Origin of the sequence: Burkholderia sp. IDO3, assembly GCF_003366075.1 — a bacterium.
Taxonomy (GTDB): domain Bacteria; phylum Pseudomonadota; class Gammaproteobacteria; order Burkholderiales; family Burkholderiaceae; genus Burkholderia; species Burkholderia anthina.
Map to the genome: position 1 here is coordinate 89,658 of NZ_CP028963.1, position 26,896 is coordinate 116,553.

The 26,896-nt window shown below is 64.2% G+C and carries 24 protein-coding genes; all 24 read left to right on the forward strand.

The genetic code is table 11. From position 1 onward, the window contains the following. Window positions 1–98: 98 nt before the first annotated feature. The 24 genes from DCN14_RS14845 to atpD all read left to right on the forward strand — a co-directional run bounded on the left by DCN14_RS14845 (window position 99) and on the right by atpD (window position 26,758). Entirely contained in the window at window positions 99–1,787 is a 1,689-nt protein-coding gene (locus DCN14_RS14845; protein ID WP_096506729.1) for a GMC family oxidoreductase N-terminal domain-containing protein, read from the forward strand. Window positions 1,788–2,256: 469 nt separating this feature from the next. Beyond that, window positions 2,257–3,036: an ABC transporter ATP-binding protein gene (locus tag DCN14_RS14850; RefSeq protein ID WP_096506728.1), complete on the forward strand. Its 780-nt coding sequence runs from the start codon at window positions 2,257–2,259 to the stop codon at window positions 3,034–3,036. Beyond that, the gene (locus DCN14_RS14855) at window positions 3,033–3,788 is read left to right on the forward strand and encodes an ABC transporter ATP-binding protein (RefSeq protein ID WP_096506727.1); all 756 of its coding nucleotides are present in this window, start codon (window positions 3,033–3,035) and stop codon (window positions 3,786–3,788) included. Before DCN14_RS14850 ends, DCN14_RS14855 begins: the two co-directional genes overlap by 4 nt. A gap of 77 nt (window positions 3,789–3,865) precedes the next feature. Continuing rightward, on the forward strand, window positions 3,866–5,065 hold the full coding sequence (locus DCN14_RS14860) for an ABC transporter substrate-binding protein (protein WP_096506726.1): 1,200 nt from the start codon (window positions 3,866–3,868) through the stop codon (window positions 5,063–5,065). Window positions 5,066–5,176: 111 nt separating this feature from the next. Beyond that, window positions 5,177–6,061, forward strand: a complete 885-nt coding sequence (locus tag DCN14_RS14865) for a branched-chain amino acid ABC transporter permease (protein ID WP_096506725.1) — start codon at window positions 5,177–5,179, stop codon at window positions 6,059–6,061. Continuing rightward, window positions 6,061–7,035 carry a branched-chain amino acid ABC transporter permease gene (locus DCN14_RS14870; RefSeq protein WP_162826215.1) on the forward strand — a complete coding sequence of 325 codons (975 nt, stop codon included), beginning with the start codon at window positions 6,061–6,063 and terminating at the stop codon, window positions 7,033–7,035. The genes DCN14_RS14865 and DCN14_RS14870 overlap by 1 nt, the downstream gene beginning before the upstream one ends. A gap of 1,119 nt (window positions 7,036–8,154) precedes the next feature. Further along, the gene (locus tag DCN14_RS14880; RefSeq protein WP_096506722.1) at window positions 8,155–9,312 is read left to right on the forward strand and encodes an ABC transporter substrate-binding protein; all 1,158 of its coding nucleotides are present in this window, start codon (window positions 8,155–8,157) and stop codon (window positions 9,310–9,312) included. 198 nt (window positions 9,313–9,510) lie between these two features. Beyond that, window positions 9,511–10,566, forward strand: coding sequence for a branched-chain amino acid ABC transporter permease (locus tag DCN14_RS14885; RefSeq protein ID WP_096506721.1), 1,056 nt, complete (start codon window positions 9,511–9,513; stop codon window positions 10,564–10,566). Window positions 10,567–10,570: 4 nt separating this feature from the next. Then, entirely contained in the window at window positions 10,571–12,355 is a 1,785-nt protein-coding gene (locus tag DCN14_RS14890) for a branched-chain amino acid ABC transporter ATP-binding protein/permease (RefSeq protein WP_096506720.1), read from the forward strand. Beyond that, a complete protein-coding gene (locus tag DCN14_RS14895; RefSeq protein WP_096506790.1) occupies window positions 12,355–13,110 on the forward strand; it encodes an ABC transporter ATP-binding protein in 756 nt (251 codons plus the stop codon). The genes DCN14_RS14890 and DCN14_RS14895 overlap by 1 nt, the downstream gene beginning before the upstream one ends. A gap of 551 nt (window positions 13,111–13,661) precedes the next feature. Next, window positions 13,662–15,632, forward strand: a complete 1,971-nt coding sequence (mnmG, locus tag DCN14_RS14900; protein ID WP_096506719.1) for a tRNA uridine-5-carboxymethylaminomethyl(34) synthesis enzyme MnmG — start codon at window positions 13,662–13,664, stop codon at window positions 15,630–15,632. After that, window positions 15,629–16,315 (forward strand): 16S rRNA (guanine(527)-N(7))-methyltransferase RsmG, encoded by a 687-nt coding sequence (gene rsmG / locus DCN14_RS14905; RefSeq protein ID WP_096506718.1) that lies wholly within the window; start codon window positions 15,629–15,631, stop codon window positions 16,313–16,315. The genes mnmG and rsmG overlap by 4 nt, the downstream gene beginning before the upstream one ends. A 50-nt stretch (window positions 16,316–16,365) precedes the next feature. After that, the gene (locus DCN14_RS14910; RefSeq protein WP_096506717.1) at window positions 16,366–17,145 is read left to right on the forward strand and encodes a ParA family protein; all 780 of its coding nucleotides are present in this window, start codon (window positions 16,366–16,368) and stop codon (window positions 17,143–17,145) included. A gap of 31 nt (window positions 17,146–17,176) precedes the next feature. Further along, the gene (locus tag DCN14_RS14915; RefSeq protein WP_096506789.1) at window positions 17,177–18,070 is read left to right on the forward strand and encodes a ParB/RepB/Spo0J family partition protein; all 894 of its coding nucleotides are present in this window, start codon (window positions 17,177–17,179) and stop codon (window positions 18,068–18,070) included. 13 nt (window positions 18,071–18,083) lie between these two features. Further along, on the forward strand, window positions 18,084–19,214 hold the full coding sequence (locus DCN14_RS14920) for an SLC13 family permease (protein ID WP_096506716.1): 1,131 nt from the start codon (window positions 18,084–18,086) through the stop codon (window positions 19,212–19,214). A gap of 118 nt (window positions 19,215–19,332) precedes the next feature. After that, complete coding sequence (locus tag DCN14_RS37985) at window positions 19,333–19,626, forward strand: hypothetical protein (protein WP_162826216.1); 294 nt, start codon at window positions 19,333–19,335, stop codon at window positions 19,624–19,626. 148 nt (window positions 19,627–19,774) lie between these two features. Then, on the forward strand, window positions 19,775–20,311 hold the full coding sequence (locus DCN14_RS14925) for an ATP synthase subunit I (protein ID WP_096506715.1): 537 nt from the start codon (window positions 19,775–19,777) through the stop codon (window positions 20,309–20,311). A 111-nt stretch (window positions 20,312–20,422) separates the two neighbouring features. Further along, window positions 20,423–21,274 carry a F0F1 ATP synthase subunit A gene (atpB, locus tag DCN14_RS14930; RefSeq protein WP_096506714.1) on the forward strand — a complete coding sequence of 284 codons (852 nt, stop codon included), beginning with the start codon at window positions 20,423–20,425 and terminating at the stop codon, window positions 21,272–21,274. 77 nt (window positions 21,275–21,351) lie between these two features. Next, window positions 21,352–21,621 (forward strand): F0F1 ATP synthase subunit C, encoded by a 270-nt coding sequence (atpE, locus tag DCN14_RS14935; RefSeq protein WP_025990054.1) that lies wholly within the window; start codon window positions 21,352–21,354, stop codon window positions 21,619–21,621. A 128-nt stretch (window positions 21,622–21,749) separates the two neighbouring features. Further along, the gene (locus DCN14_RS14940) at window positions 21,750–22,220 is read left to right on the forward strand and encodes a F0F1 ATP synthase subunit B (RefSeq protein WP_096506713.1); all 471 of its coding nucleotides are present in this window, start codon (window positions 21,750–21,752) and stop codon (window positions 22,218–22,220) included. Window positions 22,221–22,222: 2 nt separating this feature from the next. After that, window positions 22,223–22,762 (forward strand): F0F1 ATP synthase subunit delta, encoded by a 540-nt coding sequence (locus tag DCN14_RS14945; RefSeq protein ID WP_096506712.1) that lies wholly within the window; start codon window positions 22,223–22,225, stop codon window positions 22,760–22,762. 48 nt (window positions 22,763–22,810) lie between these two features. After that, window positions 22,811–24,352, forward strand: coding sequence for a F0F1 ATP synthase subunit alpha (gene atpA / locus DCN14_RS14950; RefSeq protein WP_096506711.1), 1,542 nt, complete (start codon window positions 22,811–22,813; stop codon window positions 24,350–24,352). 69 nt (window positions 24,353–24,421) lie between these two features. Further along, window positions 24,422–25,297, forward strand: a complete 876-nt coding sequence (gene atpG / locus DCN14_RS14955; protein ID WP_096506710.1) for a F0F1 ATP synthase subunit gamma — start codon at window positions 24,422–24,424, stop codon at window positions 25,295–25,297. Window positions 25,298–25,363: 66 nt separating this feature from the next. Then, window positions 25,364–26,758, forward strand: coding sequence for a F0F1 ATP synthase subunit beta (atpD, locus tag DCN14_RS14960; protein WP_096506709.1), 1,395 nt, complete (start codon window positions 25,364–25,366; stop codon window positions 26,756–26,758). Window positions 26,759–26,896 lie beyond the last annotated feature (138 nt).

Consider the following 26,896-nt stretch of genomic DNA (forward strand, 5'->3'; position numbering starts at 1 on the left):
GGGGATGGAGTACGCGCTGAAGCGCCGACTCCATCCAGCCACGCCATGGGACCCGAGTAAGCGCTGAAGCGCTAACTCGGATCGACAGGAGACATACCGTGACTACTCAACGCACGCTCGAGGGCGAATTCGATTACGTGATCGTCGGCGCAGGCACCGCAGGCTGCGTGCTCGCGAACCGCCTGACCGAGGACCCCGACATCCACGTGCTGCTGCTCGAGGCGGGCGGCAAGGACGACTACCACTGGATTCACATCCCGGTCGGCTATCTGTACTGCATCGGCAATCCGCGCACCGACTGGCTGTACAAGACGCAGCCCGAAGCAGCGCTGAACGGCCGCGCGCTGTCGTATCCGCGCGGCCGCGTGCTCGGCGGCTGCTCGTCGATCAACGGGATGATCTACATGCGCGGCCAGCGCGAGGATTACGACAGCTGGGCGGAGGAAACCGGCGACGCCGGCTGGTCGTGGGACAGCGTGCTGCCGGTCTTCAAGCGCAGCGAGGATCACCATGCGGGCGCAAGCGACGCGCACGGCGCGGGCGGCTACTGGCGCGTCGAGAAGCAGCGGCTGCGCTGGGAGATCCTCGAATCGTTCGCGCAAGCCGCGCAGCAGACGGGCATCCCGGCAACCGACGATTTCAACCGCGGCGACAATTCCGGGGTCGGCTATTTCGAGGTGAACCAGAAACGCGGCGTGCGCTGGAATACGTCGAAGGCGTTCCTGCGGCCCGCGATGACGCGCCCGAACCTGACCGTGATCACCGGCGCGCAGGCGCAGCGGGTGGTGTTCGACGGGCGGCGCGCGGTGGGTGTCGAATATCGTGGCGGCGGCACCGATTACGTCGCGCGCGCCCGCGCCGAAGTGCTGCTGACCTCCGGCGCGGTGAATTCGCCGCAACTGCTCGAACTGTCGGGTATCGGCGCGGGCCATCGGCTGCAGGCGCTCGGCATCGACGTCGTGCAGGATCTCCCGGGCGTCGGTGAAAACCTGCAGGATCACCTGCAGCTGCGGATGGCGTATCGCGTCGAAGGCGTGCGCACGCTCAACACGCTGTCCGCGCACTGGTGGGGCAAGCTGATGATCGGCGCCGAATATGCGCTGCTGCAACGCGGGCCGATGTCGATGGCGCCGTCGCAGCTCGGCGCGTTCGCAAAATCCGATCCCGACGATCCGGCGCTCACGCGTCCGGATCTCGAATACCACGTGCAGCCGCTGTCGCTCGAGCGCTTCGGCGAGCCGCTGCACCGTTTCAACGCCTTTACCGCATCCGTGTGCCATCTGCGGCCGAGCTCGCGCGGCAGCGTGCATATCGCCAGCCCCGATTCGGCTGTCGCACCCACGATCGCGCCGAACTACCTGTCGACCGATCACGATCGCCATGTCGCCACGAACGCGCTGCGACTCACGCGCCGGATCGCGTCCGCGCCGGCGCTCGCGTGCTACCGTCCGCAGGAGATCCTGCCGGGCACGCAGTATCAGACCGAAGCGGAACTGATCGAAGCGGCGGGCGCCGTGGGCACCACGATCTTCCATCCGGTCGGCACTTGCCGGATGGGCCGCGCGGACGACGATCGCGCGGTAGTCGACAGCCGGCTGCGTGTGCGCGGCGTCGCCGGGCTGCGGATCGTCGATGCATCGGTGATGCCGTTCATCACGTCCGGCAACACGAATTCGCCGACGCTGATGATCGCGGAGCGCGCGAGCGACATGATCCGCGCCGATCGTCGCGCATTGCGCGAAGAAGCGACGCAGGTGCGAACGGAAGCGGTGGCGACGGCGGCGTGACGCCGCGCCGACCGATGCTGACAGGCGCTGACATGCACGACAGCGGGCGGTCATCCCGGCGCCTGCTGATTCGCTATGCGAAGCAACTTGCGCGCCGCGCCCGGTTGCCGTGCTCGACGGAATGAATCGTGCGAGCCGCGCATCGAGCGCGGCTTTTTTCGTGCGGTGTGGACGCACGGGCGCAGCGCGATGCGCGCCATCGCCGATGATGCACCAGCCAAAAAAAACGCGTCGTGAACCGTGCACAGCGGCGCCCCGTATGGCGGCCAGCCCTATAAGTGCAAATCCCGATGATTGCACTGCACCAACGGGGCGACAATGTTGCGCAGCATGCATACGCATCGGCGCGGGAGACCACCCTCGACGCGTAGCACGGCGCCCGGGGGCAGTCCGCTCATCCGCTGACCCGTTCGCGGTCGCTTGCGCGAATCTTCCCCGGTGCTTCGCCCGACTTCGTACGGAAGGGAACATGATTCTCGGCGACACGATTCTGGAAACACGTGGACTAACGAAGGAATTCAGGGGCTTCACCGCCGTGAATGGCGTCAACCTGCGTGTGCGACGCGGTGCGATTCATGCGCTGATCGGACCGAACGGCGCAGGCAAGACCACCTGCTTCAACCTGCTGACCAAGTTCCTGACGCCGACGGCCGGTCAGATCGTCTTCAACGGGATCGACATCACCGACGAGCGGCCCGCACAGGTTGCACGCCGCGGCATCATCCGTTCATTCCAGATCTCGGCGGTATTCCCGCACCTGACCGCGTTGCAGAACGTGCGCATCGGCCTGCAGCGCGCGCTGGGCACCGAATTCCATTTCTGGCGCAGCGAGCGCACGCTGCGGCGCCTCGACGATCGCGCGATGGACCTGCTCACGCAGGTCGGTCTCACCGATTTCGCGCATGTGCCGACCGTCGAGCTCGCCTACGGCCGCAAGCGCGCGCTCGAGATCGCGACGACGCTCGCGATGGAACCCGAACTGATGCTGCTCGACGAGCCCACGCAGGGGATGGGCCACGAGGACGTCGACCGCGTGACCGCGCTGATCAAGAAGGTCGCGAACGGCCGCACCATCCTGATGGTCGAGCACAACATGAACGTGATCGCGGGCATCTCCGACACGATCACCGTCCTGCAGCGCGGCGAAGTGCTGGCCGAAGGCTCGTATGCGGAAGTATCGAAGAATCCGCTCGTGATCGAGGCATACATGGGCAGCGCCGACGCGGCGCTCGCGGGGGCGCACGCATGAAGCGCAGCGAACGGGAGGAACGCGAATTGAGCGGTGTCGAAAGCGGCACGCCCGCGCTGGAGATCACGGGCCTCGAAGCCTGGTACGGGGAATCCCACATATTGCACGGTGTCGACCTGAGCGTTCACCGCGGCGAGGTCGTCACGCTGCTCGGCCGCAACGGCGCGGGCCGCACGACGACGCTCCGCGCGATCATGGGCCTCACGGGCCGCCGCAGCGGCTCGATCAAGGTCGCGGGCAACGAGACGATCGGCCTTGCGACACATCGCATCGCGCATTTCGGTGTCGGCTACTGCCCGGAGGAGCGCGGGATCTTCTCGAGCCTGTCGTGCGAGGAGAACCTGATGCTGCCGCCGCCGATCGGGCCGAGCGACCATGCGATGTCGCTCGACGAGATCTACGCGATGTTTCCGAACCTCGCCTCGCGCCGGCAGAGCCAGGGCACGCGGCTGTCAGGCGGCGAACAGCAGATGCTGGCGGTCGCGCGGATCCTGCGCACCGGCGCGAACCTGCTGTTGCTCGACGAGATTTCCGAAGGCCTGGCGCCGGTGATCGTGCAGGCGCTCGCGCGGATGATCGTCGCGCTGAAGGCGCGCGGCTACACGGTGGTGATGGTCGAACAGAATTTCCGCTTCGCCGCGCCGCTCGCCGATCGCTTCTACGTGATGGAGCATGGCCGCATCGTCGAGCATTTCCGCGCGGCCGAACTGGAAGGCAAGATGCCGATCCTTCACGACCTGCTTGGGGTGTGACGCCGCCCCGTTTCCCTTGCCGCTAGCCGTGGCGGCCCTCGAACAACCACAACGCATCAGAACAACAGGAGACGTCAATGAAAATGAAGACCCTTGCGCACGCGTGTCTCGCACTCGCCACTGCAACGCTGACCGCCGGCGCCGCACACGCCGCGGACAGCGTGAAGATCGGCTTCATCACCGACATGTCGGGGTTGTACGCGGACATCGACGGGCAGGGCGGCCTCGAGGCGATCCGGATGGCGGTCGCCGACTTCGGCGGCAAGGTGCTCGGCAAGCCGATCGAGGTCGTCTATGCGGATCACCAGAACAAGGCGGACATCGCCGCGTCGAAGGCGCGCGAGTGGATGGACCGCGGCGGGCTCGACCTGCTGGTCGGCGGCACGAACTCCGCGACCGCGCTGTCGATGAACCAGGTCGCGACCGAGAAGAAGAAGGTCTACATCAACATCGGCGCGGGCGCCGACACGCTGACCAACGAGCAGTGCACGCCGTACACGGTCCACTACGCATACGACACGATGGCGCTCGCGAAGGGCACGGGGTCGGCGGTGGTGAAGCAGGGCGGCAAGACGTGGTTCTTCCTGACCGCCGACTATGCATTCGGCAAGGCGCTCGAGAAAAACACGTCGGACGTCGTGAAGGCGAACGGCGGCCAGGTGCTCGGCTCGGTGCGGCATCCGTTGTCGGCGTCGGACTTCTCGTCGTTCCTGCTGCAGGCGCAGTCGTCGAAGGCGCAGATCCTCGGCCTCGCGAACGCGGGCGGCGACACGATCAACGCGATCAAGGCCGCGAAGGAATTCGGCATCACGAAGACGATGAAGATCGCCGCGCTGCTGATGTTCATCGACGACGTGCACAGCCTCGGCCTCGAGACGACGCAGGGCCTCGTGCTGACCGACAGCTGGTACTGGAACCGCGACGCGGCGTCGCGCCAGTGGGCGCAGCGCTACTTCGGCAAGATGAAGAAGATGCCGTCGAGCCTGCAGGCGGCCGACTATTCATCGGTGACGACCTACCTGAAGGCGGTGCAGGCCGCCGGCACGACCGACTCCGACAAGGTGATGGCCGAGCTGAAGAAGATGAAGATCAACGACTTCTACGCGAAGGGCACCATCCGCCAGGACGGCAGCATGATCCACGACATGTACCTGATGGAAGTGAAGAAGCCGTCGGAATCGAAGGAGCCGTGGGACTACTACAAGGTGCTCGCGACGATTCCGGGCGACCAGGCGTTCGGCACCAAGCAGGAATCGCGCTGCGCGCTGTGGAAGTAAGCGCGACGTAGCGGCGCGCGGCGGCCGCAGCGATGCGCCCGCTGCGCCGCCCGCGTGCGCGACGGCTTGAACGTTGCGCACGCAACGAAACTCATTCTGACGGCTAAGTCGATGGAAATCTTTGGCATTCCGTTGCCGGCGATGCTCAGCCAGTTGCTGCTCGGGCTCGTCAACGGCTCGTTCTACGCGATCCTGAGTCTCGGGCTCGCGGTGATCTTCGGGCTGCTCAACGTGATCAACTTCGCGCACGGCGCGCTGTTCATGCTGGGCGCGATGCTCGCGTGGATGGGGTTGTCGTACTTCGGGTTGCCGTACTGGGCGATGCTCGTGCTCGCGCCGCTGATCGTCGGCGCGTTCGGGATCGTGATCGAGCGGACGATGCTGCGCTGGCTGTACAAGCTCGATCATCTGTACGGACTGTTGCTCACGTTCGGCCTCACGCTCGTCGTCGAAGGCGTGTTCCGGTCGATCTACGGCTCGTCCGGGCAGCCGTACGACGTGCCGTCGCAGCTGTCCGGCGCGACCAATCTGGGCTTCATGTTCCTCCCGAACTACCGCGCCTGGGTGGTCGTCGCGTCGCTCGCGGTGTGCCTCGCAACGTGGTTCGTGATCGAGAAGACGCGGCTGGGCGCCTATCTGCGCGCGGGCACCGAGAACCCGAAGCTCGTCGAGGCGTTCGGCGTGAACGTGCCGATGATGATCACGCTCACCTACGGGTTCGGCGTCGCGCTCGCGGCGTTCGCGGGCGTGCTGGCCGCGCCGGTGATCCAGGTGTCGCCGCTGATGGGCCAGCCGATGATCATCACCGTGTTCGCGGTGGTCGTGATCGGCGGGATGGGCTCGATTCTCGGCTCGATCATCACCGGCTTGCTGCTCGGCGTGATCGAGGGCTTCACGCGGGTGTTCTATCCGGAAGCGTCGGCCACCGTCGTGTTCGTGATCATGGCGATCGTGCTGCTGATCCGCCCGGCGGGCCTGTTCGGCAAGGAAAAATGATGCAGAGAAAAGTGCTCTACGGCGTGCTGCTCGCCGCACTGCTCGCCGCGCCGTTCATCGGCGCGTATCCGGTCTTCGTGATGAAGGTGCTCACGTTCGCGCTGTTCGCGGCCGCGTTCAACCTGCTGATCGGCTATACGGGGCTGCTGTCGTTCGGCCATGCGATGTTCCTCGCGACCGCCGGCTACGCGACCGGCTATGCGATCCAGACGCTCGGCTTCACGCCGGAGCTCGGCGTGCTCGTCGGCACGTTCGCCGCGACGCTGCTCGGGCTCGTCGTCGGCCTGTTCGCGATCCGCCGGCAGGGCATCTATTTCGCGATGATCACGCTCGCGTTCGCGCAGATGGTCTACTTCATCTACCTGCAGGCGCCGTTCACCGGCGGCGAGGACGGCCTGCAGGGCGTGCCGCGCGGGCGTCTGTTCGGCTTGCTCGACCTGTCCAGCGACATGACGCTGTACTACATCGTGCTCGCGGTGATCGTCGCCGCGTGCGCGTTCATCGTGCGGATCGTGCACTCGCCGTTCGGCCAGGTGCTCGTCGCGATCAAGGAGAACGAGGCGCGCGCGATCTCGCTCGGCTACGATACCGACCGCTTCAAGCTGCTCGCGTTCATCCTGTCGGCCGGGCTCGCGGGGCTGGCCGGTTCGCTGAAGGTGCTCGTGCTCGGCTTCGAGACGCTGTCCGACGCATACTGGACGATGTCGGGGCTCGTCGTGCTGATGACGCTCGTCGGCGGGATGGGCACGCTGTTCGGGCCGCTGCTCGGCGCGGCGCTGATCGTCGCGCTGGAGGATCGCCTCGGCGACATCGGCGAATGGCTCGCGTCGACCACCGGCATCGGCTGGTTCCACTCGCTGGGCGAGTCGGCGACGATCGTCACGGGGCTCATCTTCATCGCATGCGTGCTGGCGTTCCGGCGTGGGATCGTCGGCGAGATGGTCGCGCGGATCAAGCCGCTCAGGCCGTCCTGAAAGCGGGGGGGCCGGGCGTTGCGGCGCGTTGATGCGAAGCACCATCCGGCGCGCCCGGAAAGGGCATCGCGGCCGGCTCGGGCCGGCGTCGCGCGGCAAGGCTGGTGCCCCAATTTCGTGCGGCGATGCACCATAGGGGTAAATGCTAAGTTGTCGCGGGATGAAAGCTCCTTTAATCTTCGTTTCAGTTCTGATGCACCGCGAAACGAATTTGCAGGTGGAGAACGAGGAGACAATCGAGGCACAAAGTGCCCGGACCCCAAAGCGCTGTTGGACGGAATCCAACAGCGCTTTTTCATTTGTGTGCGCGAATTACCTTCAATGGTGCAGCGGCCGGCGTCGCAGGTTCGCGACCGCGTCGGTATCCCGCATCTCTCCGGGTTCTCGCCCGTCCCCCCGTTCTTCCCCTTTCCCGCAAGCACGTCGCGGATGGCGCGCGGCCACGCGCATGCCGTTCGGGCTTACCCGGTTGGCGTGCGCAAAAAGCGTCCGTTACACTCGGCTTTCGCCGACCGAGCGGTCGGGAAAATCGGTCGGCAGTTCTCCTACAAGCAGAATGCAGAAGAGGGAGCACGGTTGGATGAGAAGCGCAGGACGAATGGTCGGGGCAGCAGGGGCGGCTGGAGCCGCTTGTTCGTGTTCGGGGGTGCCTGGGTATATCCCGGCTGTCGCGAACCGTCCTGCGGCGGGTATGCGCGTTCTGGCGCGATTTGCCCGCACGACCGTCGCGCCGCTCGTTGTATCCGCATCCGAATGCGCGATCGCCCGCGCATGAGCGGCCGCTTTTCCTGTCTTGTGCCGTCGGCGAGCGTGGTCGAGCCGTGCCAGGTCTGCGCATCTTTCCCTGATCGTTGCGTCCGCAACGTCATCTTTTCCGGCTTTCTTCATCCTGACGACATTGCGGCCACGCATCGTGGCGGTTGCACGACTGTTGCGGCCGCGAAGCGGCACGTGCGTGCGCGGTGCCGATGCCGGCAGAGGTTCGTCGCGGCGGCGTTTCACGGGAAAACGAGCGTAGGCAGCGGCACAGCGAGATACTTAAAATATTAACTTGTTTGATGACCGGGAGCCGCCCGAGCGACCCGCGGATTTTTCGAGCAGCGTTTGGAGACAACATAAATGAAGATGAATCGATGGATGGAGGCCGTGCTTGCCGTGGGCCTCGTGTGTGCGTCGGCAACGGCGTCGGCACAGGTGAAGATCGGCGTCACGCTGTCGGCCACCGGCCCGGCCGCGTCGCTCGGGATTCCGGAAAAGAACACGATCGCGCTGCTGCCGAAGGAAATCGCCGGCAAGAGCGTGCAGTACATCGTGCTCGACGATGCGTCCGACACGAGCCGCGCGGTGCAGAACGTGCGCAAGCTGATCGACGAGGATCACGTCGACGCGATCATCGGTTCGTCCGTCACGCCGAACTCGCTTGCGATGCTCGATCCGGTGTCGCAGGGCAAGACGCCGACGATCTCGCTCGCGGCGAGCGCGCAGATCATCGCGCCGATGGACGCGAAGCGCGCGTGGATGTTCAAGGTGCCGCAGAACGACCAGCTGATGGCCGACGCGATCGCCGGCTACATGGCCAAGCACGGCGTGAAGACGATCGGCTTCATCGGCTTCGCCGACGCGTACGGCGACAGCTGGTACAACACGTTCAACGCGGCGGCCGCGAAGAACGGCCTGAAGGTCGTGTCGAACGAGCGCTACAACCGCACCGACGCATCGGTGATGGGGCAGGTGCTGAAGCTGATGAGCTCGAATCCGGACGCGGTGCTGATCGCCGGTTCCGGCACGCCGGCCGCGCTGCCGGCCAAGACGCTGAAGGAGCGCGGCTACAAGGGCAAGATCTACCAGACGCACGGCGTGGCGAACAACGACTTCCTGCGTGTATGCGGCAAGGATTGCGAAGGCGAGATCCTGCCGGCCGGCCCGGTGCTCGTAACCGACCAGCTGCCCGATTCGAACCCGGTGAAGAAGCCGGCGCTCGCGTACAAGGCCGCGTACGAGAAGGCGTATGGCGCGGGTTCGCTGTCGACGTTCGGCGGGCATGCGTGGGATGCGGGGCTGCTGCTGCAGCGCGCGATTCCCGACGCGCTGAAGAAGGGCCAGCCGGGCACCGAAGCGTTCCGCGAGGCGCTGCGCGCGTCGCTCGAGAGCGTGAAGGATCTGCCCGTGTCGCATGGCGTGATCAACATGACGCCGACCGATCACAACGGCTTCGACACGCGTGCGCGCGTGATGGTGCAGATCGTCGACGGCAAGTGGAAACTGCAGGCCGAGTAAGCATCACGTGAAACCGGCGTGCACGGCGCGAACGGCGCCGCGCACGCCGTCGGCGGCGCAGGGCCTCGCGGCCCGCATTCGCGCCGCATGGAACTTCCGGGAAGCCCCCGCTCGGCGCCTGTACTCCGGTCCTGCCGTCCACGCGCCCGGGCCGCTCCCGTCGCCGTTTCTCCGCAGCATTCTCGATACACGAAACGTATGGATCTCTCGATTGCGGCGATCCTCGCGCAAGACGGCATCACGACCGGCGCCATTTATGCATTGTTGTCGCTGGCGCTCGTGCTGGTGTTTTCCGTCACGCGGGTGATCTTCATTCCCCAGGGCGAATTCGTCGCCTACGGTGCGCTGACGCTCGCTGCGTTGCAGGCGCAAAAATTTCCCGCCACCTGCTGGCTGTTGTTCGTGATGGGCATCGCGTGCTTCCTGCTGGAAGTCGGCGGGCTGGTCCGCCATCGCGAGCGCCGCCATCAACTCGGCCGCACGCTCGCGACGCTCGCCAGCCGCTACGTCCTGCTGCCGCTGGCGGTGTTCGCGATCACGCGCGGCGTCGCCGCGCAGCCGTTGCCGATGCTCGCGCAGATCGCGCTCACGCTCGCGATCGTCGTGCCGATGGGGCCCTTCATCTATCGGCTCGTCTATCAGCCGATCGCGGAAGGCACGACCTTGCTGCTGCTGATCGTATCGGTCGCCGTCCATTTCGCGATGGTCGGCCTCGGGCTCGTGATGTTCGGTGCGGAAGGTTCGCGCACCAACGGATTCGCCGATGCGTCGCTGTCGATCGGCAGCATGACGGTGTCGGTGCAGAGCATTCTCGTGGTCGTGACCGCGCTGGTGCTGATCGGCGCGCTCTATGTGTACTTCGGCCGCACGATCGCCGGCAAGGCGCTGCGCGCGACGTCGGTGAACCGGCTCGGCGCGCAGCTGGTCGGCATCGGCACGACCGCGGCGGGGCGGCTCGCGTTCACGCTGGCGGCGGGGCTCGGCGTGCTGTCCGGCATCCTCGTCGGCCCGCTGACGACGATCTATTACGACTCCGGTTTCCTGATCGGCCTGAAGGGCTTCGTCGGCGCGATCATCGGCGGCCTCGTCAGCTATCCACTCGCGGCCGCCGGCTCGCTGCTCGTCGGCGTGCTCGAATCGTATTCGTCGTTCTGGGCGAGTTCGTACAAGGAAGTGATCGTGTTCACGCTGATCATCCCGGTGCTCCTGTGGCGCAGCTTCGCGACGCCGCATGCGGAAGAGGAAGAGGAGTGACGCGATGAAGACGATCGTACGCAACAAGACCTTCTGGGTGTTTCTCGTGGTGCTGTTCGCGCTGCCGGTGCTGCCCGGCGCGGTGCAGGTGCCCGAATACTGGATCACGCTGCTGAACTACATCGGCCTGTACGCGATCGTCGCGATCGGGCTCGTGCTGCTGACGGGCGTCGGCGGGATGACGAGCTTCGGGCAGGCCGCGTTCGTCGGCATCGGTGCCTATGCGACCGCGTTCCTGACGACGCAATACGGCGTGTCGCCGTGGCTCGCGCTGATCGTCGGCGTCGTATTGACGGCGCTCGTCGCGCTCGTGCTCGGCGCGGTCACGATGCGGCTGTCCGGACACTTCCTGCCGCTCGGCACGATCGCGTGGGGCCTCGCGCTGTTCTATCTGTTCGGCAACCTCGAACTGCTCGGCAAGTACGACGGGATCAACGGGATTCCGGCGCTGAACCTGTTCGGCATCGAGCTCGACAGCGGCCGCAGCCTGTACTTCCTGATCTGGGCCGTCGTGCTGGCCGCGATCGTGTCGGTGCAGAACCTGCTCAACAGCCGGCCCGGCCGCGCGATCCGCGCGCTGCGCGGCGGCGGCGTGATGGCCGAGGCGATGGGCGTGAACACGGCATGGATGCGCGTCGTGATCTTCGTCTACGCGGCCGTGCTCGCGGCGGTGTCGGGCTTCCTGTACGCGCACCTGCAGCGCGCCGTGAACCCGACCCCGTTCGGCCTGAACCACGGGATCGAGTTCCTGTTCATGGCCGTGGTCGGCGGCGTGTCGCATGTGTGGGGCGCGGTGCTCGGCGCGGCGATCCTCACCGTGCTGCAGGACTACCTGCAGACGCTGCTGCCGAAGCTGCTCGGCTCGGAAGGCAACTTCGAGATCATCGTGTTCGGCGTGCTGATGGTGCTGCTGCTCCAGTACGCGCGCCAGGGCGTATGGCCGTTCGTCGCGAGGCTGTTTCCGCGCGGGCCGCGTGCGCACGTGCCCGAACATGCCGATCCGTTGCCGCAGCGCGGCAAGCCTGTGGCGGGCGAGCCGCTGCTCGTGGTCGACAACGCGCGCAAGCAGTTCGGCGGGCTGGTGGCGGTCAACGACGTCAGCTTCGACGTAAAAGCGGGGCAGATCATCGGGTTGATCGGGCCGAACGGTGCCGGCAAGTCGACCACGTTCAACCTCGTGACCGGTGTACTGCAGCCGACCGGCGGCACGATCACGTTCCGCGGAGAACGGATCGATGGGCTCACGTCCCGCCAGATCGTGCGGCGCGGCATCGGTCGGACGTTCCAGCACGTGAAGCTGCTGCCGACGATGACGGTGCTCGAGAACGTCGCGATCGGCGCGCACCTGCGCGGCCGGACGGGCGTGTGGCGCAGCATCGCGCGGCTCAATACGCATGAGGAAGCGCAACTGCTCGCCGAAGCCGCGCGGCAGATCCGCCGGGTCGGGCTGGAAAAGCACATGTACGACGAAGCAGGCAGCCTCGCGCTCGGCCAGCAGCGCATCCTCGAAATCGCACGCGCGCTGTGCTGCGACCCGACGCTGCTGCTGCTCGACGAGCCGGCCGCCGGGCTGCGTTACCAGGAGAAGCAACAGCTCGCCGACCTGCTGCGGCGCCTGAAGGCCGAGGGGATGAGCGTGTTGCTCGTGGAACATGACATGGATTTCGTGATGAATCTCACCGACCGGCTGGTGGTGATGGAATTCGGCACGCGCATCGCGGAAGGGCTGCCGCAGGACGTGCAGCAGGATCCGGCGGTGCTCGAAGCGTATCTGGGCGGGGTGGAATGATGACGGACACGACGATGCCGATTCTCGAAGTACGCGGGCTGGCGGTCCGGTATGGCAAGGTCGAGGCGCTGCACGGTGCAGCGATCAAGGTCGAAGCAGGGCAGATCGTCAGCGTGATCGGCCCGAACGGCGCCGGCAAATCGACGCTGCTGAACGCGATCATGGGTGCGCTGCCGGTGACCGGGCATGCGTCGGGCGCGGTCGTGTATCGCGGCAACGACGTCGGCGCGTTGCCGGTCGAGCAGCGCGTTGCACGCGGGATGTGCCTCGTGCCGGAGAAGCGCGAGCTGTTCAGCACGATGACGGTCGAAGACAACCTCGTGCTGGGTGCGTACCGCCGCAAGCTGGCGGGCGAATCCGGCTTTCTGGATCAGCTTGATCCTGTATTTGCGTTGTTTCCGCGGCTCAAGGAGCGGCGCAAGCAGGCCGCCGGCACGCTGTCGGGCGGCGAACGGCAGATGCTCGCAGTTGGCCGTGCGCTGATGGGCAAGCCGGATCTGCTGATGCTCGACGAGCCGAGCCTCGGGTTGGCACCGCTGATCGTGAAGGAGATCTTTCATATCATCAGCGCGTTGCGCGGCACGGGCGTCGCGACGCTGCTGATCGAACAGAATGCACGGGCCGCGCTGCAGATCTCCGACTATGGCTATGTGCTGGAGACGGGCGAGTTTGCGCTCGAAGGGCCGGCGGCCGAGTTGGCGCAGAATCCGCGTGTGATCGAGACATACCTAGGGTTGGCGAAGAAAACGGCTTGATGATCAGGGCGGTTGGCGGGAAACGGGCGGCGTGTTTCACGTGAAACACGCCGTTTTTGTTTTTGGGCAAGGGGCGATTGGGTTGCGTTGGGGCTGCTCGGGGCAGGGGATAAGTGCCGAAGGAATAGTCGGAAGCGCTGTGATAAACGGGAAAGGGATGGTTCGTGGTGCAGTGTGTGTCGCACAGAATCGCAAGAGTCAGGTGCCCGGGAGGGCTACGCCGCCGCGTGTTGCGCGGCACAGTGGATAAGTATCGGGCGACGAATCGGAAATACTGTGAGGAGAGTGCGGAGGGTGGCGTTCGCTCCATTCCGCCTTACCCGGTTGCTGATTTCGCACAGCGTGACGATGTGCAGTGAGATGGCGGATGCGCGGCCGGAGCAGGGCTCAGCCTCACAGTTCGGCCACTTGGCAGGCAAAAAGACAAAAAAACAGCGAAACGAACCGACCCTACCATTCGGACGGTCTTCGGGAGAAAAGCGAACCCGCTATAATTCGGCCCATACATTTCTCAGATAGGTTCGTGCGCAGCTCTGCGTACGGAATCCACCATGCTTTTTCCCACAGAATTTGACGTCATCGTCGTCGGTGGCGGTCACGCCGGCACGGAGGCTGCGTTGGCATCCGCGCGTATGGGCGCGAAGACGCTGCTGCTGACCCATAACATCGAAACGCTCGGGCAGATGAGCTGCAATCCGTCGATCGGCGGCATTGGCAAGGGCCATCTGGTCAAGGAAGTCGACGCGCTTGGCGGCGCGATGGCGGCCGCGACGGACGAGAGCGGTATTCAGTTCCGGATCCTCAATTCGTCGAAGGGGCCGGCTGTGCGTGCGACGCGCGCACAGGCCGACCGTATCCTGTACAAGGCCGCGATTCGCCACCGGCTCGAGAACCAGCCGAACCTGTGGCTGTTCCAGCAGGCCGTCGACGACTTGATGGTCGAAGGCGACCGCGTGGTCGGCGCCGTTACGCAGATCGGCATCCGCTTCCGCGCACGCGCGGTGGTGCTGACGGCCGGCACGTTCCTCGACGGCAAGATCCACGTCGGCCTGAACAACTACACGGGCGGGCGCGCGGGCGATCCGGCAGCCGTGTCGCTGTCGGCGCGGCTGAAGGAGCTGAAGCTGCCGCAGGGCCGCCTGAAGACCGGTACGCCGCCGCGTATCGATGGCCGCTCGATCGACTTTTCGAAGCTCGACGAGCAGCCAGGCGACCTCGATCCGATCCCCGTATTCTCGTTCCTCGGCCGGGCAGAGCAGCATCCGCAGCAGTTGCCGTGCTGGGTCACGCACACGAACGAGCGCACGCACGACATCATTCGCGGCGGCCTCGACCGTTCGCCGATGTATACAGGCGTGATCGAAGGCGTCGGCCCGCGTTATTGCCCGTCTATCGAGGACAAGATCCACCGGTTCGCGTCGAAGGAATCGCACCAGATCTTCCTGGAGCCGGAAGGGCTGACGACCAACGAGTTCTATCCGAATGGGATTTCGACGAGCCTGCCGTTCGACGTGCAGCTTGAGCTTGTGCACTCGATGCGCGGCCTCGAGAACGCGCACATCCTGCGCCCTGGCTATGCGATCGAGTACGACTACTTCGATCCGCGTGCGCTGAAGGCGTCGCTCGAGACGAAGGCGATCAACGGGTTGTTCTTTGCGGGCCAGATCAACGGCACGACCGGCTATGAAGAGGCTGCGGCGCAAGGCCTGCTGGCCGGCCTGAACGCCGGTCGTTACGTGCAGGAGAAGGACGCATGGTGCCCGCGTCGCGACCAGGCTTACCTGGGCGTGCTGGTCGACGATCTCGTCACGCGCGGCGTGGCCGAGCCGTACCGGATGTTCACGAGCCGCGCCGAATACCGCCTGAGCCTGCGTGAAGACAACGCCGACATGCGCCTGACCGAACTGGGCCGCGAACTGGGCCTCGTTGACGACGTGCGTTGGGATGCGTTCAGCCGGAAGCGTGACGCTGTTTCACGTGAAACCGAACGACTGAAGTCCACGTGGGTCACGCCAAAGACGCTGCCGCCGGAAGAGGCGGCAGCGTTGCTCGGCAAGGCGATCGACCACGAATACAGCCTTGCCGAACTGCTGCGCCGTCCGGGCATCAGCTACGACGGTGTGTGCGGGCTGAAGGGCGGCGAGTGCGGCCCCGCGGAGCCGCTCACGGACGATCCGGTGCTGCTCGAGCAGATCAAGGAGCAGGTCGAGATCGGCATCAAATACCAGGGCTATATCGAGCGTCAGGCGAGCGAGATCGAACGCAACGATGCGAACGAGAACACGCGCCTGCCAGACGGAATCGACTATCGCGAGGTGCGAGGCCTGTCGTTCGAGGTGAGCCAGAAGCTCAACGAGTTCCGGCCGGAAACGATCGGCCAGGCATCGCGTATCTCGGGCGTCACGCCGGCTGCGATCTCGCTGCTGATGGTGCACCTGAAGCGCCGTGGTCTTGGCCGTCGTAACGGTACCGCTGCAGAGGCGACCGAGCAGGGGGACGGCACCGTCCCGACGCAACAATGACGGCGCGTCGCGCGCCGGCGGTTAATCGGGACGTACTTGAAGGGATGCTCGTCGACGGCACGGCTGCGCTCGACATCGCATTGACGGATGCGCAACGCAACCAGTTGCTCGACTACGTGGCGCTGCTCGGCAAGTGGAACGCGGTCTACAACCTGACCGCGATCCGCGACCCGAAGCAGATGCTGATCCAGCACATCCTGGATTCGCTCTCGATCGTCCCGCATCTGCGCGGCCGGGCGTCGGCGCGTGTGCTCGACGTCGGTTCGGGCGGCGGGTTGCCCGGTATCGTGCTGGCAATCGTGCAGCCGGAATGGCACGTGACGCTGAACGATATCGTGCAGAAGAAGTCTGCATTCCAGACCCAGATGCGTGCGGAGTTGAAGCTTTCGAACCTGTCGGTCGTCACTGGCCGGGTCGAATCGCTGCAGCCGGGCGTCGAAGTGCCGGAAAAATTCGACATGATCGTATCCCGCGCTTTCGCGGATCTGTCCGACTTCGTTAAACTTGCTCGACATCTCGTCGCGCCCGGCGGCTCGATCTGGGCAATGAAGGGCGTGCACCCGGACGACGAGATCGCCCGGCTGCCGGAGGGGAGTCGTGTGAAGCGGACGATGCGGCTGGCGGTGCCGATGCTCGATGCCGAACGGCATCTGATCGAAGTCACGGTCGCCGAAGCGAATTGAAGGCGCGCGGCAGCGCGCCATTTGTTTGAAGTAAGAGGAACACACCAACGATGGCAAAGATCTTCTGCGTTGCGAACCAGAAGGGGGGCGTCGGCAAGACGACGACATCGGTCAATCTCGCCGCAAGCCTTGCAGCGCAGGAGCAACGAGTCCTGCTGATCGATCTCGACCCGCAGGGTAACGCGACGATGGGCAGCGGGATCGACAAAGCCTCCTGCGAGTCGACCGTGTACGAAGTGCTGGTCGACGGCGTATCGGTGGCCGATGCGCGCGTGCGTCCGGAAGGCGTCACGTACGACGTGCTGCCGGCCAATCGCGAGCTGTCCGGTGCCGAGATCGAACTGATCAACATCGACAACCGCGAGCGCCGGCTGAAGGCCGCGCTCGAGCGCGTGGCCGATGATTACGACTTCGTGCTGATCGATTGCCCGCCGACGCTGTCGTTGCTGACGCTGAACGGGCTGTGCGCGGCGCATGGCGTCGTGATCCCGATGCAGTGCGAGTACTTCGCACTGGAAGGTCTGTCCGACCTCGTCAACACGATCAAGCAGGTTCACGCGAACATGAACCGCGACCTGAAGATCATCGGCTTGCTGCGCGTGATGTTCGATCCGCGCATCACGCTGCAGCAGCAGGTCTCCGATCAACTGAAAGCGCACTTCGGCGACAAGGTGTTTGACGCGGTGATTCCGCGTAACGTGCGCCTGGCGGAAGCGCCGAGTTACGGGTTGCCGGGCGTCGTGTTCGACCGCAACTCGCGCGGTGCGCAGGCGTATCTCCAGTTCGGTGCCGAGATGATCGATCGCGTGCGCGCGTTCGAGGTGTCGTGATCCGGACATGAGCGAAGCGAGGAAGAAAGACATGAACGCGGTACCAAAGAAGAAGGGCTTGGGACGTGGCCTCGAAGCGCTGCTGGGCGGCAGCGCGGACATCACCGAAGCGGTGAAGATCGAAGGGGCGCCGAACACGCTCGCGCTCGGCAAGCTGCAGGCCGGCAAGTACCAGCCGCGCACGCGGATGGACGAGGGCAGCCTGCAGGAGCTGGCGGCCAGCATTCGCGCGCAAGGCGTGATGCAACCGATCCTGGTACGGCCCATTTCATCAGACAAATACGAGATCATCGCGGGCGAGCGGCGTTTCCGCGCGGCACGCCTGGCCGGTCTCGATGAAGTGCCGGTACTCGTGAAGGACGTGTCCGATCAGGCCGCCGCCGCGATGGCGCTGATCGAGAACATTCAGCGCGAGGATCTGAACCCGCTGGAAGAGGCGCACGGCATTCAGCGCCTGCTCGACGAGTTCGGTTTCACACACGAGCAGGCGGCCGAATCGGTCGGCCGTTCGCGCAGCGCGGTGTCGAACCTGCTGCGTCTGCTGAACCTCGCGTCGCCGGTGCAGACGATGCTGCTGGCCGGCGATCTCGACATGGGGCATGCGCGCGCGCTGCTCGCGGTCGACGCGGCGACGCAGATCACGCTTGCGCATCAGGTCGTCAACAAGCGCATGTCGGTGCGCGAGACCGAGAAGCTCGTTGCGCACACGACGAAGGAAGCGCCGGCCGTGAAGGCACGCACGAAGGATGATGGCGGCCGCGACACGCGCCGTCTCGAGGAGGAGTTGTCCGACCTGCTCGCATCGACGGTGAAGATCAAGCTCGGCCGCCGCGGGCGAGGGCAGGTGCTGATCGACTTCGGCAACCTCGATGCGCTCGAGGGCATTCTCGCGCGTCTGCGCGGCAACGTCGCGACCGAAGAGTAACGAGGCTCGATCGATGGAAAGCACGGGCGCGGCCGCGCCGCGCCGGTGGCTCGGATGGCTGTTGCAGGAGCCGGTACTGACGGTGCTGGCGCTTGCGTTGATTATTCTTCAATGGTTGCGTCCGCAACCAATTGCCGCACTGACCGGCCTCGTCGACTGGCAAACCGTGGTGACGCTGGCTGGCCTGCTGATGCTGACCAAGGCGCTCGAGTTGTCCGGGTGCCTGATGTGGCTTGCGCATCGCATCGTGCATCACGTGCACTCCGAGCGCGGGCTCGCGATGCTGCTCGTCATATTCGCGGCCGCGCTTGCGATGTGGCTCACCAACGACGTCGCGCTGTTCGTCGTCGTCCCGCTGATGGTGTCGCTGCGCGCGCTGACGCCGCTGCCGTTCCGGCGGCTCGTGATCGTGGTCGCGCTGGCCGTCAATGCGGGATCCGTCGCGACGCCGCTCGGCAATCCCCAGAACCTTTTCCTGTGGCAATTGAGCGGTGTGTCGTTCGGCCGTTTCGTCGTCACGCTCGGGCCGCTCGCGCTTGCATTGATGGTGCTGCTGCTCGTGCTGACGGCGTGCGCGTTTCGCGCGAAGCCGCTCGACCTGTCCGGAGACGTCGATCCGGTCCCCGTGCAGCGTATGCACGCGCTGCTCGCGGTGGTGCTGTTCGGTGCGTTCGTGTTGCTCGCCGATGCGCACCACCCGGTGCCGGGCCTCGTCGCCGTCGTGATCGCGCTGCTCGTCGCGAAACGTGATGCAGTCCTGAAGATCGACTGGTTGCTGCTGCTGATTTTCGTGCTGATGTTCGTCGTGCTGCGCAGCGCGGCCGCGCTGCCCGTCGTTCACGATGCGATCGCGCGTGCACAGCTCGATTCGCCGTTGCGCGTGTTTGCTGCGGGCGCGGTGCTGTCGCAGGGCATCAGCAACGTGCCGGCCGCGATCCTGTTGTCGGAATTCACGCACGACTGGCGTGCGCTCGCGTTCGGCGTATCGGTCGGCGGCTTCGGGTTCGCGATCGGCTCGCTCGCGAACCTGATCGCCGTGCGTCTCGCGAAGGAGCCGCGCATGTGGCTGCCGTTTCACCTGGTGTCGATTCCATTTGCACTCGCGAGCGCCGCGCTCGGTGCGTGGCTGCTCGTGCACGGCTGAACCCGCGGTAGCGCGTGGCACAGGCGCTCGATCCGGCGGGCGAGGAGGGTGCACAGCATTCCCGGTGGTTGCCGGGTTGTGGATAAGTCCGGCGATCCACAGTCGATCGCCTGTGGTGATGTTGCAACTGATTGCAGGGGTGGGCGGGTTCGCGGCCGGCTCGTCTCGTGCGATGAGTGCGGCCTGTCATCACAGCGTTCCGCTTGTTCCCGATCCTTGTGTTGCAGTGTTTTCTGCGGTCGTTCCGCAGGGAATTTTTTGCCTGTGCGCCTGCCGGATGGCCGAGGCGCTCGCCGAACGCCGGTTCTGCGCCATTCGTTGCGGCCACACTTTTCCAGCAAGAAGTACCGACGCGAAAATCCCACCTTACAACTGTCATCGTACGTCGCTCGTTCGCGCGTTTTTCACATGATGAGGACGCGTTTTACGCAGATTTTTGTCGCGTCTAAAGCCTTGAATCACCTGCAACTATCGCTTACAATCGCCCGGATTTGTTAGCTAGGCACCCCCGAAAGCTTTCGGAAAGTTTGGGGCGGATTGGGAATTTGCGGAAGGTAGCGATGGCGAGTCAGGAGCAGCCGGTCAATGGGCACGACGAGCGCAGCGCACGCCGCAACACCGAACCGGCTGTCGGGCAGCGGCATGCAGCCGCCGACGACTGGGATGCCGAGCAGCAAGACGACACAACAATCGTTCCGCTTACGCGGGCCGAAGCGGAAACGCTGTTCGGGCCGGACGTAAGCCGACCCTCGCGGATTACGCCCTACCGGGTCGTGATCGCGCAAGTGGTCCTGTCCTTGGTTGCAACGCTGGCGTGGTGGCTGTTTTCCTCGAAGCCGCCGGGCGCCGCTGCGCAATCCGCATTTTTGGGCGGAGCGATTGGCTGGGTGCCGAGCGCATTGTTCGCGGCGCGTTTGAGGCGAGGCGGTGCCGACACCGTGATGGGCTGGGTGGTCGGCGAAGTACTCAAGATGGGAGCGACGATCGCGTTGTTCGTAGCGATTGCCGTGTGGTACCCCGGCGTGCACTGGGTGCCCTTGCTCATTACGTACTTGCTCGTGCTGAAAACGTACTGGATTGCGTTGGCCTGGCGATAGGCTGTGAGACCTTGCGCAGTTCGACCGGAACATGCGCAGGCGCGTTCCCGCAATAGAGTGTTGCGGTGAAGCGAAAGACCGATTTTCGACAATTTGGGTGGCACTAACGATATGGCAACCAGCGAAGGCTCGCGTGCTCTGGATCCGTCCGAGTACATTGCGCACCACTTGCAGAACTTCTCCACCGCGCATCAGACGTCGATTTTCGATATCCACGTCTGGAATCTCGACACGTTGTTCTGGTCGATCGTCTGCGGTGTCGTCACGATCCTGATCCTGTACATGGCTGCCCGCAAGGCGACGCCGGGCGTCCCGGGCCGTTTCCAGTGCATGATCGAAATGATCGTCGAGATGGTCGAAGACCAGTCGAAGGCTGTCGTGCATGGCAATCGTACCTTCATTGCTCCGCTCGCGCTGACCGTGTTCGTCTGGGTCGCGCTGATGAACTCCCTCGACTTCCTCCCCGTCGACCTGCCGGGCCGCGTGATCGGCTGGCTGGGCCTGTCGGAAGTCATCCCGCATCACCGCATCGTTCCGACGGCCGACCTGAACGGCACGATCGGCATCGCGCTCGGCGTCTTCGTGCTGATGATCTACTACAGCATCAAGATCAAGGGCCCGGGCGGCTTCCTGCATGAACTCGTGTCGGCTCCGTTCGGCGCGCACCCGCTGCTGTGGATCCCGAACCTCGGCCTGAACATCGTTGAATACGTCGCCAAGACCGTTTCGCTCGGCATGCGACTGTTCGGCAACATGTACGCAGGCGAACTGCTGTTCCTGCTGATCGCGTTGCTCGGCAGCATGTGGGGCTTCGGTGCGGATGCGTCGGTGCTTGGCTTCATCGGCCACATCCTCGCCGGTAGCGTCTGGGCGATCTTCCACATCCTGATTGTTTTGCTGCAAGCGTTCATTTTCATGATGCTCACGCTGGTGTACCTCGGCCAGGCTCACGAATCGCACTAAGCAGCCGGACAATCAAGCAGGTTTGTTTTTAGTTTTCTTTTAATTCCAGTTCCAAGTCTTTTCACAAAGGAGTGATCATGCAAGCTTTCATCGCCAACATCCAGGGTCTGACCGCTATCGGTATCGGTATCATCATCGGCCTGGGTGCGATCGGCGCCTGTATCGGTATCGGTCTGATGGGTGGCAAGTACATCGAAGCATGCGCACGTCAGCCTGAGCTGATCAACCCGCTGCAAACGAAGATGTTCCTGCTGGCTGGTCTGATCGACGCGGCGTTCCTGATCGGCGTTGGTGTGGCAATGCTGTTTGCATTCGCGAACCCGCTCCTGTCGAAGCTCGCAGGCTAAGGTTCCTCGGAAGATTTGCGCCAGCGACAAGCCGGCGCAGGGTGGAACGGATGACGAGCGCCAATCGAATTCATTTTCGACGCGCTCCTCCTCGTTTCAATTTCCGGAATAGCAGATAAGGAAACACCGTGAATCTCAACGCAACCCTGTTTGCGCAAATGGTCGTGTTCCTGATCCTCGCGTGGTTCACGATGAAATTCGTGTGGCCGCCGTTGGTCAACGCCCTCGACGAGCGCTCGAAGAAAATTGCCGACGGCCTGTCAGCCGCGGAAAAGGGTCAGGCGGAACTCGCAGCGGCGCACAAGCGCGTCGATCAGGAGCTCGCGCAAGCCCGTAACGACGGTCAACAACGCATTGCCGACGCTGAAAAGCGCGCGCAGGCCGTGGCCGAAGAAATCAAGGCTCAAGCCCATGCCGAAGCCGCCCGCATCATCGCTCAGGCGAAGGCGGACGCGGATCAGCAAATCGTGAAGGCGCGTGAAACGCTGCGCGGCGAAGTCGCCACGCTGGCGGTCAAGGGCGCCGAGCAGATCCTGAAGCGCGAAGTCGATCAAACGGCCCACGCCGAACTGCTGAATCAACTGAAAGCCGAGCTCTGATCATGGCCGAACTTGCAACCATCGCCCGCCCTTACGCAGAAGCGCTGTTCCGCGTGGCCGAGGGTGGTGATATCGCCGCCTGGTCCACGCTCGTGCAAGAGCTGGCTCAGGTTGCGCAACTGCCCGAAGTGCTGTCCGTCGCGTCGAGCCCGAAAGTGGGCCGTGCGCAGGTCAACGAGCTGTTGCTCGCCGCGGTGAAGTCGCCGCTCGCGACCAGCGCGGAAGCGAAGAACTTCGTGCAGATGCTGGTCGAAAATCACCGTATCGCGCTGCTGCCGGAAATCTCCGTACAGTTCGAAGAACTGAAGAATGCGCGCGAAGGCGCGGCCGACGTGCAGATCGTCAGCGCGTTTCCGCTCGAAGGCGCACAGCTCACCGAACTCCTCGCCAGCCTCGAACGCAAGTTCAAGCGCAAGCTGAAGCCGACGGTCCAGACCGATGCGTCGCTGATCGGCGGCGTGCGCGTGACGGTCGGCGACGAAGTGCTCGATACATCGGTCCGCGCGCGGCTCGCCAGCATGCAGACAGCCTTGTGCGCTTGAGCGCCCAGGCAGCCGGCACGCAACAGAATTGACTATCAGGAGCGAATAATGCAACTCAATCCCTCTGAGATCAGCGAGCTGATCAAGAGCCGGATCCAGGGCCTTGAAGCGAGCGCAGACGTTCGCAACCAGGGCACCGTGATCTCCGTGACCGACGGTATCGTGCGTATCCACGGCCTGTCGGACGTGATGCAGGGCGAAATGCTCGAGTTCCCGGGCAACACGTTCGGCCTCGCGCTGAACCTCGAGCGCGACTCGGTCGGCGCGGTGATTCTCGGCGAATACGAACACATCTCGGAAGGCGACATCGTCAAGACGACGGGCCGCATTCTCGAAGTGCCGGTGGGCCCGGAACTCGTCGGCCGCGTGGTCGATGCGCTCGGCAACCCGATCGACGGCAAGGGCCCGGTCAACGCGAAGCTGACCGACGCGATCGAAAAGATCGCCCCGGGCGTGATCTGGCGTAAGTCGGTGTCGCAGCCGGTGCAAACTGGCATCAAGTCGATCGACGCGATGGTGCCGATCGGCCGTGGCCAGCGTGAGCTGATCATCGGCGACCGTCAGTGCGGCAAGACCGCGGTGGCGCTCGACGCGATCATCAACCAGAAGGGCAAGGACCTGATCTGTATCTACGTCGCGATCGGCCAGAAGGCTTCGTCGATCATGAACGTGGTTCGCAAGCTCGAAGAAACGGGCGCGATGGAATACACGATCGTCGTCGCCGCTTCTGCATCGGATTCCGCCGCAATGCAGTACCTGGCGCCGTACGCCGGCTGCACGATGGGCGAATACTTCCGCGACCGCGGCCAAGACGCGCTGATCATTTACGACGACTTGACCAAGCAAGCTTGGGCGTATCGTCAGATCTCGCTGTTGCTGCGCCGCCCGCCGGGCCGTGAAGCTTACCCGGGCGACGTGTTCTATCTCCACTCGCGTCTGCTCGAGCGTGCTGCTCGCGTGTCGGAAGAGTACGTCGAGAAGTTCACGAACGGCGAAGTGAAGGGCAAGAGCGGCTCGTTGACGGCACTGCCGGTCATCGAAACGCAGGCTGGCGACGTGACCGCGTTCGTTCCGACGAACGTGATCTCGATTACCGACGGCCAGATCTTCCTGGAAACCGACCTGTTCAACGCAGGCATCCGCCCGGCAATCAACGCCGGCGTGTCGGTGTCGCGAGTCGGCGGCGCCGCTCAGACGAAGGTCGTGAAGAAGCTGTCGGGCGGTATCCGTACCGACTTGGCACAGTACCGTGAACTCGCAGCATTCGCGCAGTTCGCATCGGACCTCGACGAAGCGACCCGCAAGCAGCTCGAGCGCGGCCGCCGCGTGACGGAACTGCTGAAGCAGCCGCAGTACCAGCCGCTGCAGGTCTGGGAACTGGCCGTGTCGCTGTACGCCGCGAACAACGGCTACCTCGACGACCTCGACGTGAAGCAAGTGCTCGCGTTCGAGAAGGGCCTGCGCGACAACCTGAAGACCAGCCACGCTGACCTCATCAAGCGCATCGAAGACACCAAGGATCTCTCGAAGGACGACGAAGGCGCACTGCGCGCGGCAATCGAGTCCTTCAAGAAGTCGGGTGCCTATTGATCCGCGAGTGACACACTGAGGCCGCGCGGGTGCTGATGCGCCCGCGCCGCTTCGGTCAAGGAGCAAGCTATGGCTGGAATGAAGGAAATTCGCGGCAAGATCAAGAGCGTGCAAAACACGCGCAAGATCACGAAAGCGATGGAGATGGTGGCCGCATCGAAGATGCGCCGCGCGCAGGAACGCATGCGTGCAGCTCGTCCGTACGCGGACAAGGTCCGTGCCATCGCCGCGCACATGAGCCGCGCGAACCCGGAATACCGCCACCCGTTCATGGTGGCGAACGACGGCGTGAACACGGCCGGCATCATCCTCGTCACGACCGACAAGGGTCTGTGCGGTGGTCTGAACACCAACGTGCTGCGTGCGACGATTCAGAAGTTCAAGGAGCTGGAAGAGAAGGGCCAGAAGGTCGAAGCTACCGCAATCGGTAGCAAGGGCCTCGGGTTCCTGAATCGCTTCGGCGCGAAGGTGATGTCGCAGGTCGTGCACCTCGGCGATACCCCGCACCTGGACAAGCTGATCGGCGCGGTCAAGACGCAGCTCGACATGTACTCGGAAGGCAAGCTGTCGGCGGTTTATATCGCGTACACGCGCTTCGTCAACACGATGAAGCAGGAAGCCGTGATCGAGCAACTGCTGCCGCTGTCGTCGGAACACTTCGAAGCGGATGACGGCACGCCGTCGACGTCGTGGGATTACATCTACGAGCCGGACGCACAGGCTGTCGTCGACGAACTGCTCGTGCGTTACGTCGAGGCGCTGGTGTACCAGGCCGTCGCGGAAAACATGGCGTCCGAGCAATCGGCGCGGATGGTCGCGATGAAGGCTGCGTCCGACAACGCGAAGACGGTGATCAGCGAACTGCAGCTCGTGTACAACAAGAGCCGTCAGGCCGCGATTACGAAAGAACTGTCGGAGATCGTCGGCGGCGCAGCCGCTGTTTAAGCGCGCGCCCCGGACGACAACTGCGCCCTTGCGCGAGTAAAGAATCAGGTATTTAAAGGAAAAGCGATGAGTACTGCTGCTTTGGTAGAAGGCAAGATCGTACAGTGCATCGGCGCCGTTATCGACGTGGAATTCCCGCGCGAAAGCATGCCGAAGATCTACGACGCGCTCATTCTCGATGGCTCGGAACTGACGCTCGAAGTCCAGCAGCAGCTGGGCGACGGCGTGGTCCGTACCATCTGTCTGGGTGCATCCGACGGCCTGCGCCGCGGTCTGACCGTGAAGAACACGGCAAAGCCGATTTCGGTGCCGGTCGGCAAGCCGACCCTCGGCCGTATCATGGACGTGCTCGGCCGTCCGATCGACGAAGCCGGCCCGATCGAGAGCGACGTGACGCGCTCGATCCACCAGAAGGCTCCGGCGTTCGACGAACTGTCGCCGTCGACCGAACTGCTCGAAACGGGTATCAAGGTTATCGACCTGATCTGCCCGTTCGCAAAGGGCGGCAAGGTGGGTCTGTTCGGCGGTGCCGGCGTGGGCAAGACCGTCAACATGATGGAGCTCATCAACAACATCGCGAAGGAACACGGCGGTTACTCCGTGTTCGCGGGCGTGGGCGAGCGTACCCGTGAAGGGAACGACTTCTACCACGAAATGAAGGACTCGAACGTTCTCGACAAGGTCGCGCTGGTGTACGGCCAGATGAACGAGCCGCCGGGCAACCGTCTGCGCGTCGCGCTGACCGGCCTGACGATGGCCGAGCACTTCCGTGACGAAGGCCTCGACGTGCTGTTCTTCGTCGACAACATCTACCGTTTCACGCTGGCCGGTACCGAAGTGTCGGCACTGCTCGGCCGTATGCCGTCGGCAGTGGGCTATCAGCCGACGCTGGCTGAAGAAATGGGCAAGCTGCAGGAACGCATCACGTCGACCAAGAAGGGCTCGATTACGTCGGTTCAGGCCGTGTACGTCCCTGCGGATGACTTGACCGACCCGTCGCCGGCTACGACCTTCGGCCACTTGGACGCAACCGTCGTTCTGTCGCGTGACATCGCTTCGCTGGGTATCTACCCGGCAGTCGACCCGCTCGACTCGACGTCGCGCCAGATCGACCCGAACGTGATCGGTGAAGAGCACTACTCGATCACGCGTGGTGTTCAGCAGACGCTGCAGCGCTACAAGGAACTGCGCGACATCATCGCGATTCTGGGCATGGACGAACTGTCGCCGGAAGACAAGCTGTCGGTCGCACGTGCGCGTAAGATCCAGCGTTTCCTGTCGCAGCCGTTCCACGTTGCTGAAGTGTTCACGGGCTCGCCGGGCAAGTACGTACCGCTGAAGGAAACGATCCGTGGCTTCAAGATGATCGTCGACGGCGAGTGCGACCACCTGCCGGAACAGGCGTTCTACATGGTCGGCACGATCGACGAAGCCTTCGAAAAGGCCAAGAAGATCCAGTAAGGGTCGGGTGTAACGCCGCGGGCGCCGTTGGCCGTTGATTCTCCTATAGCACTGGCGATAGGAGTCACGGCGCCCACGTAATACGCTCAACCCGCCGTGCATGGGACGAGGGTACGCGCCGCAGGCGCGGGCACTCGT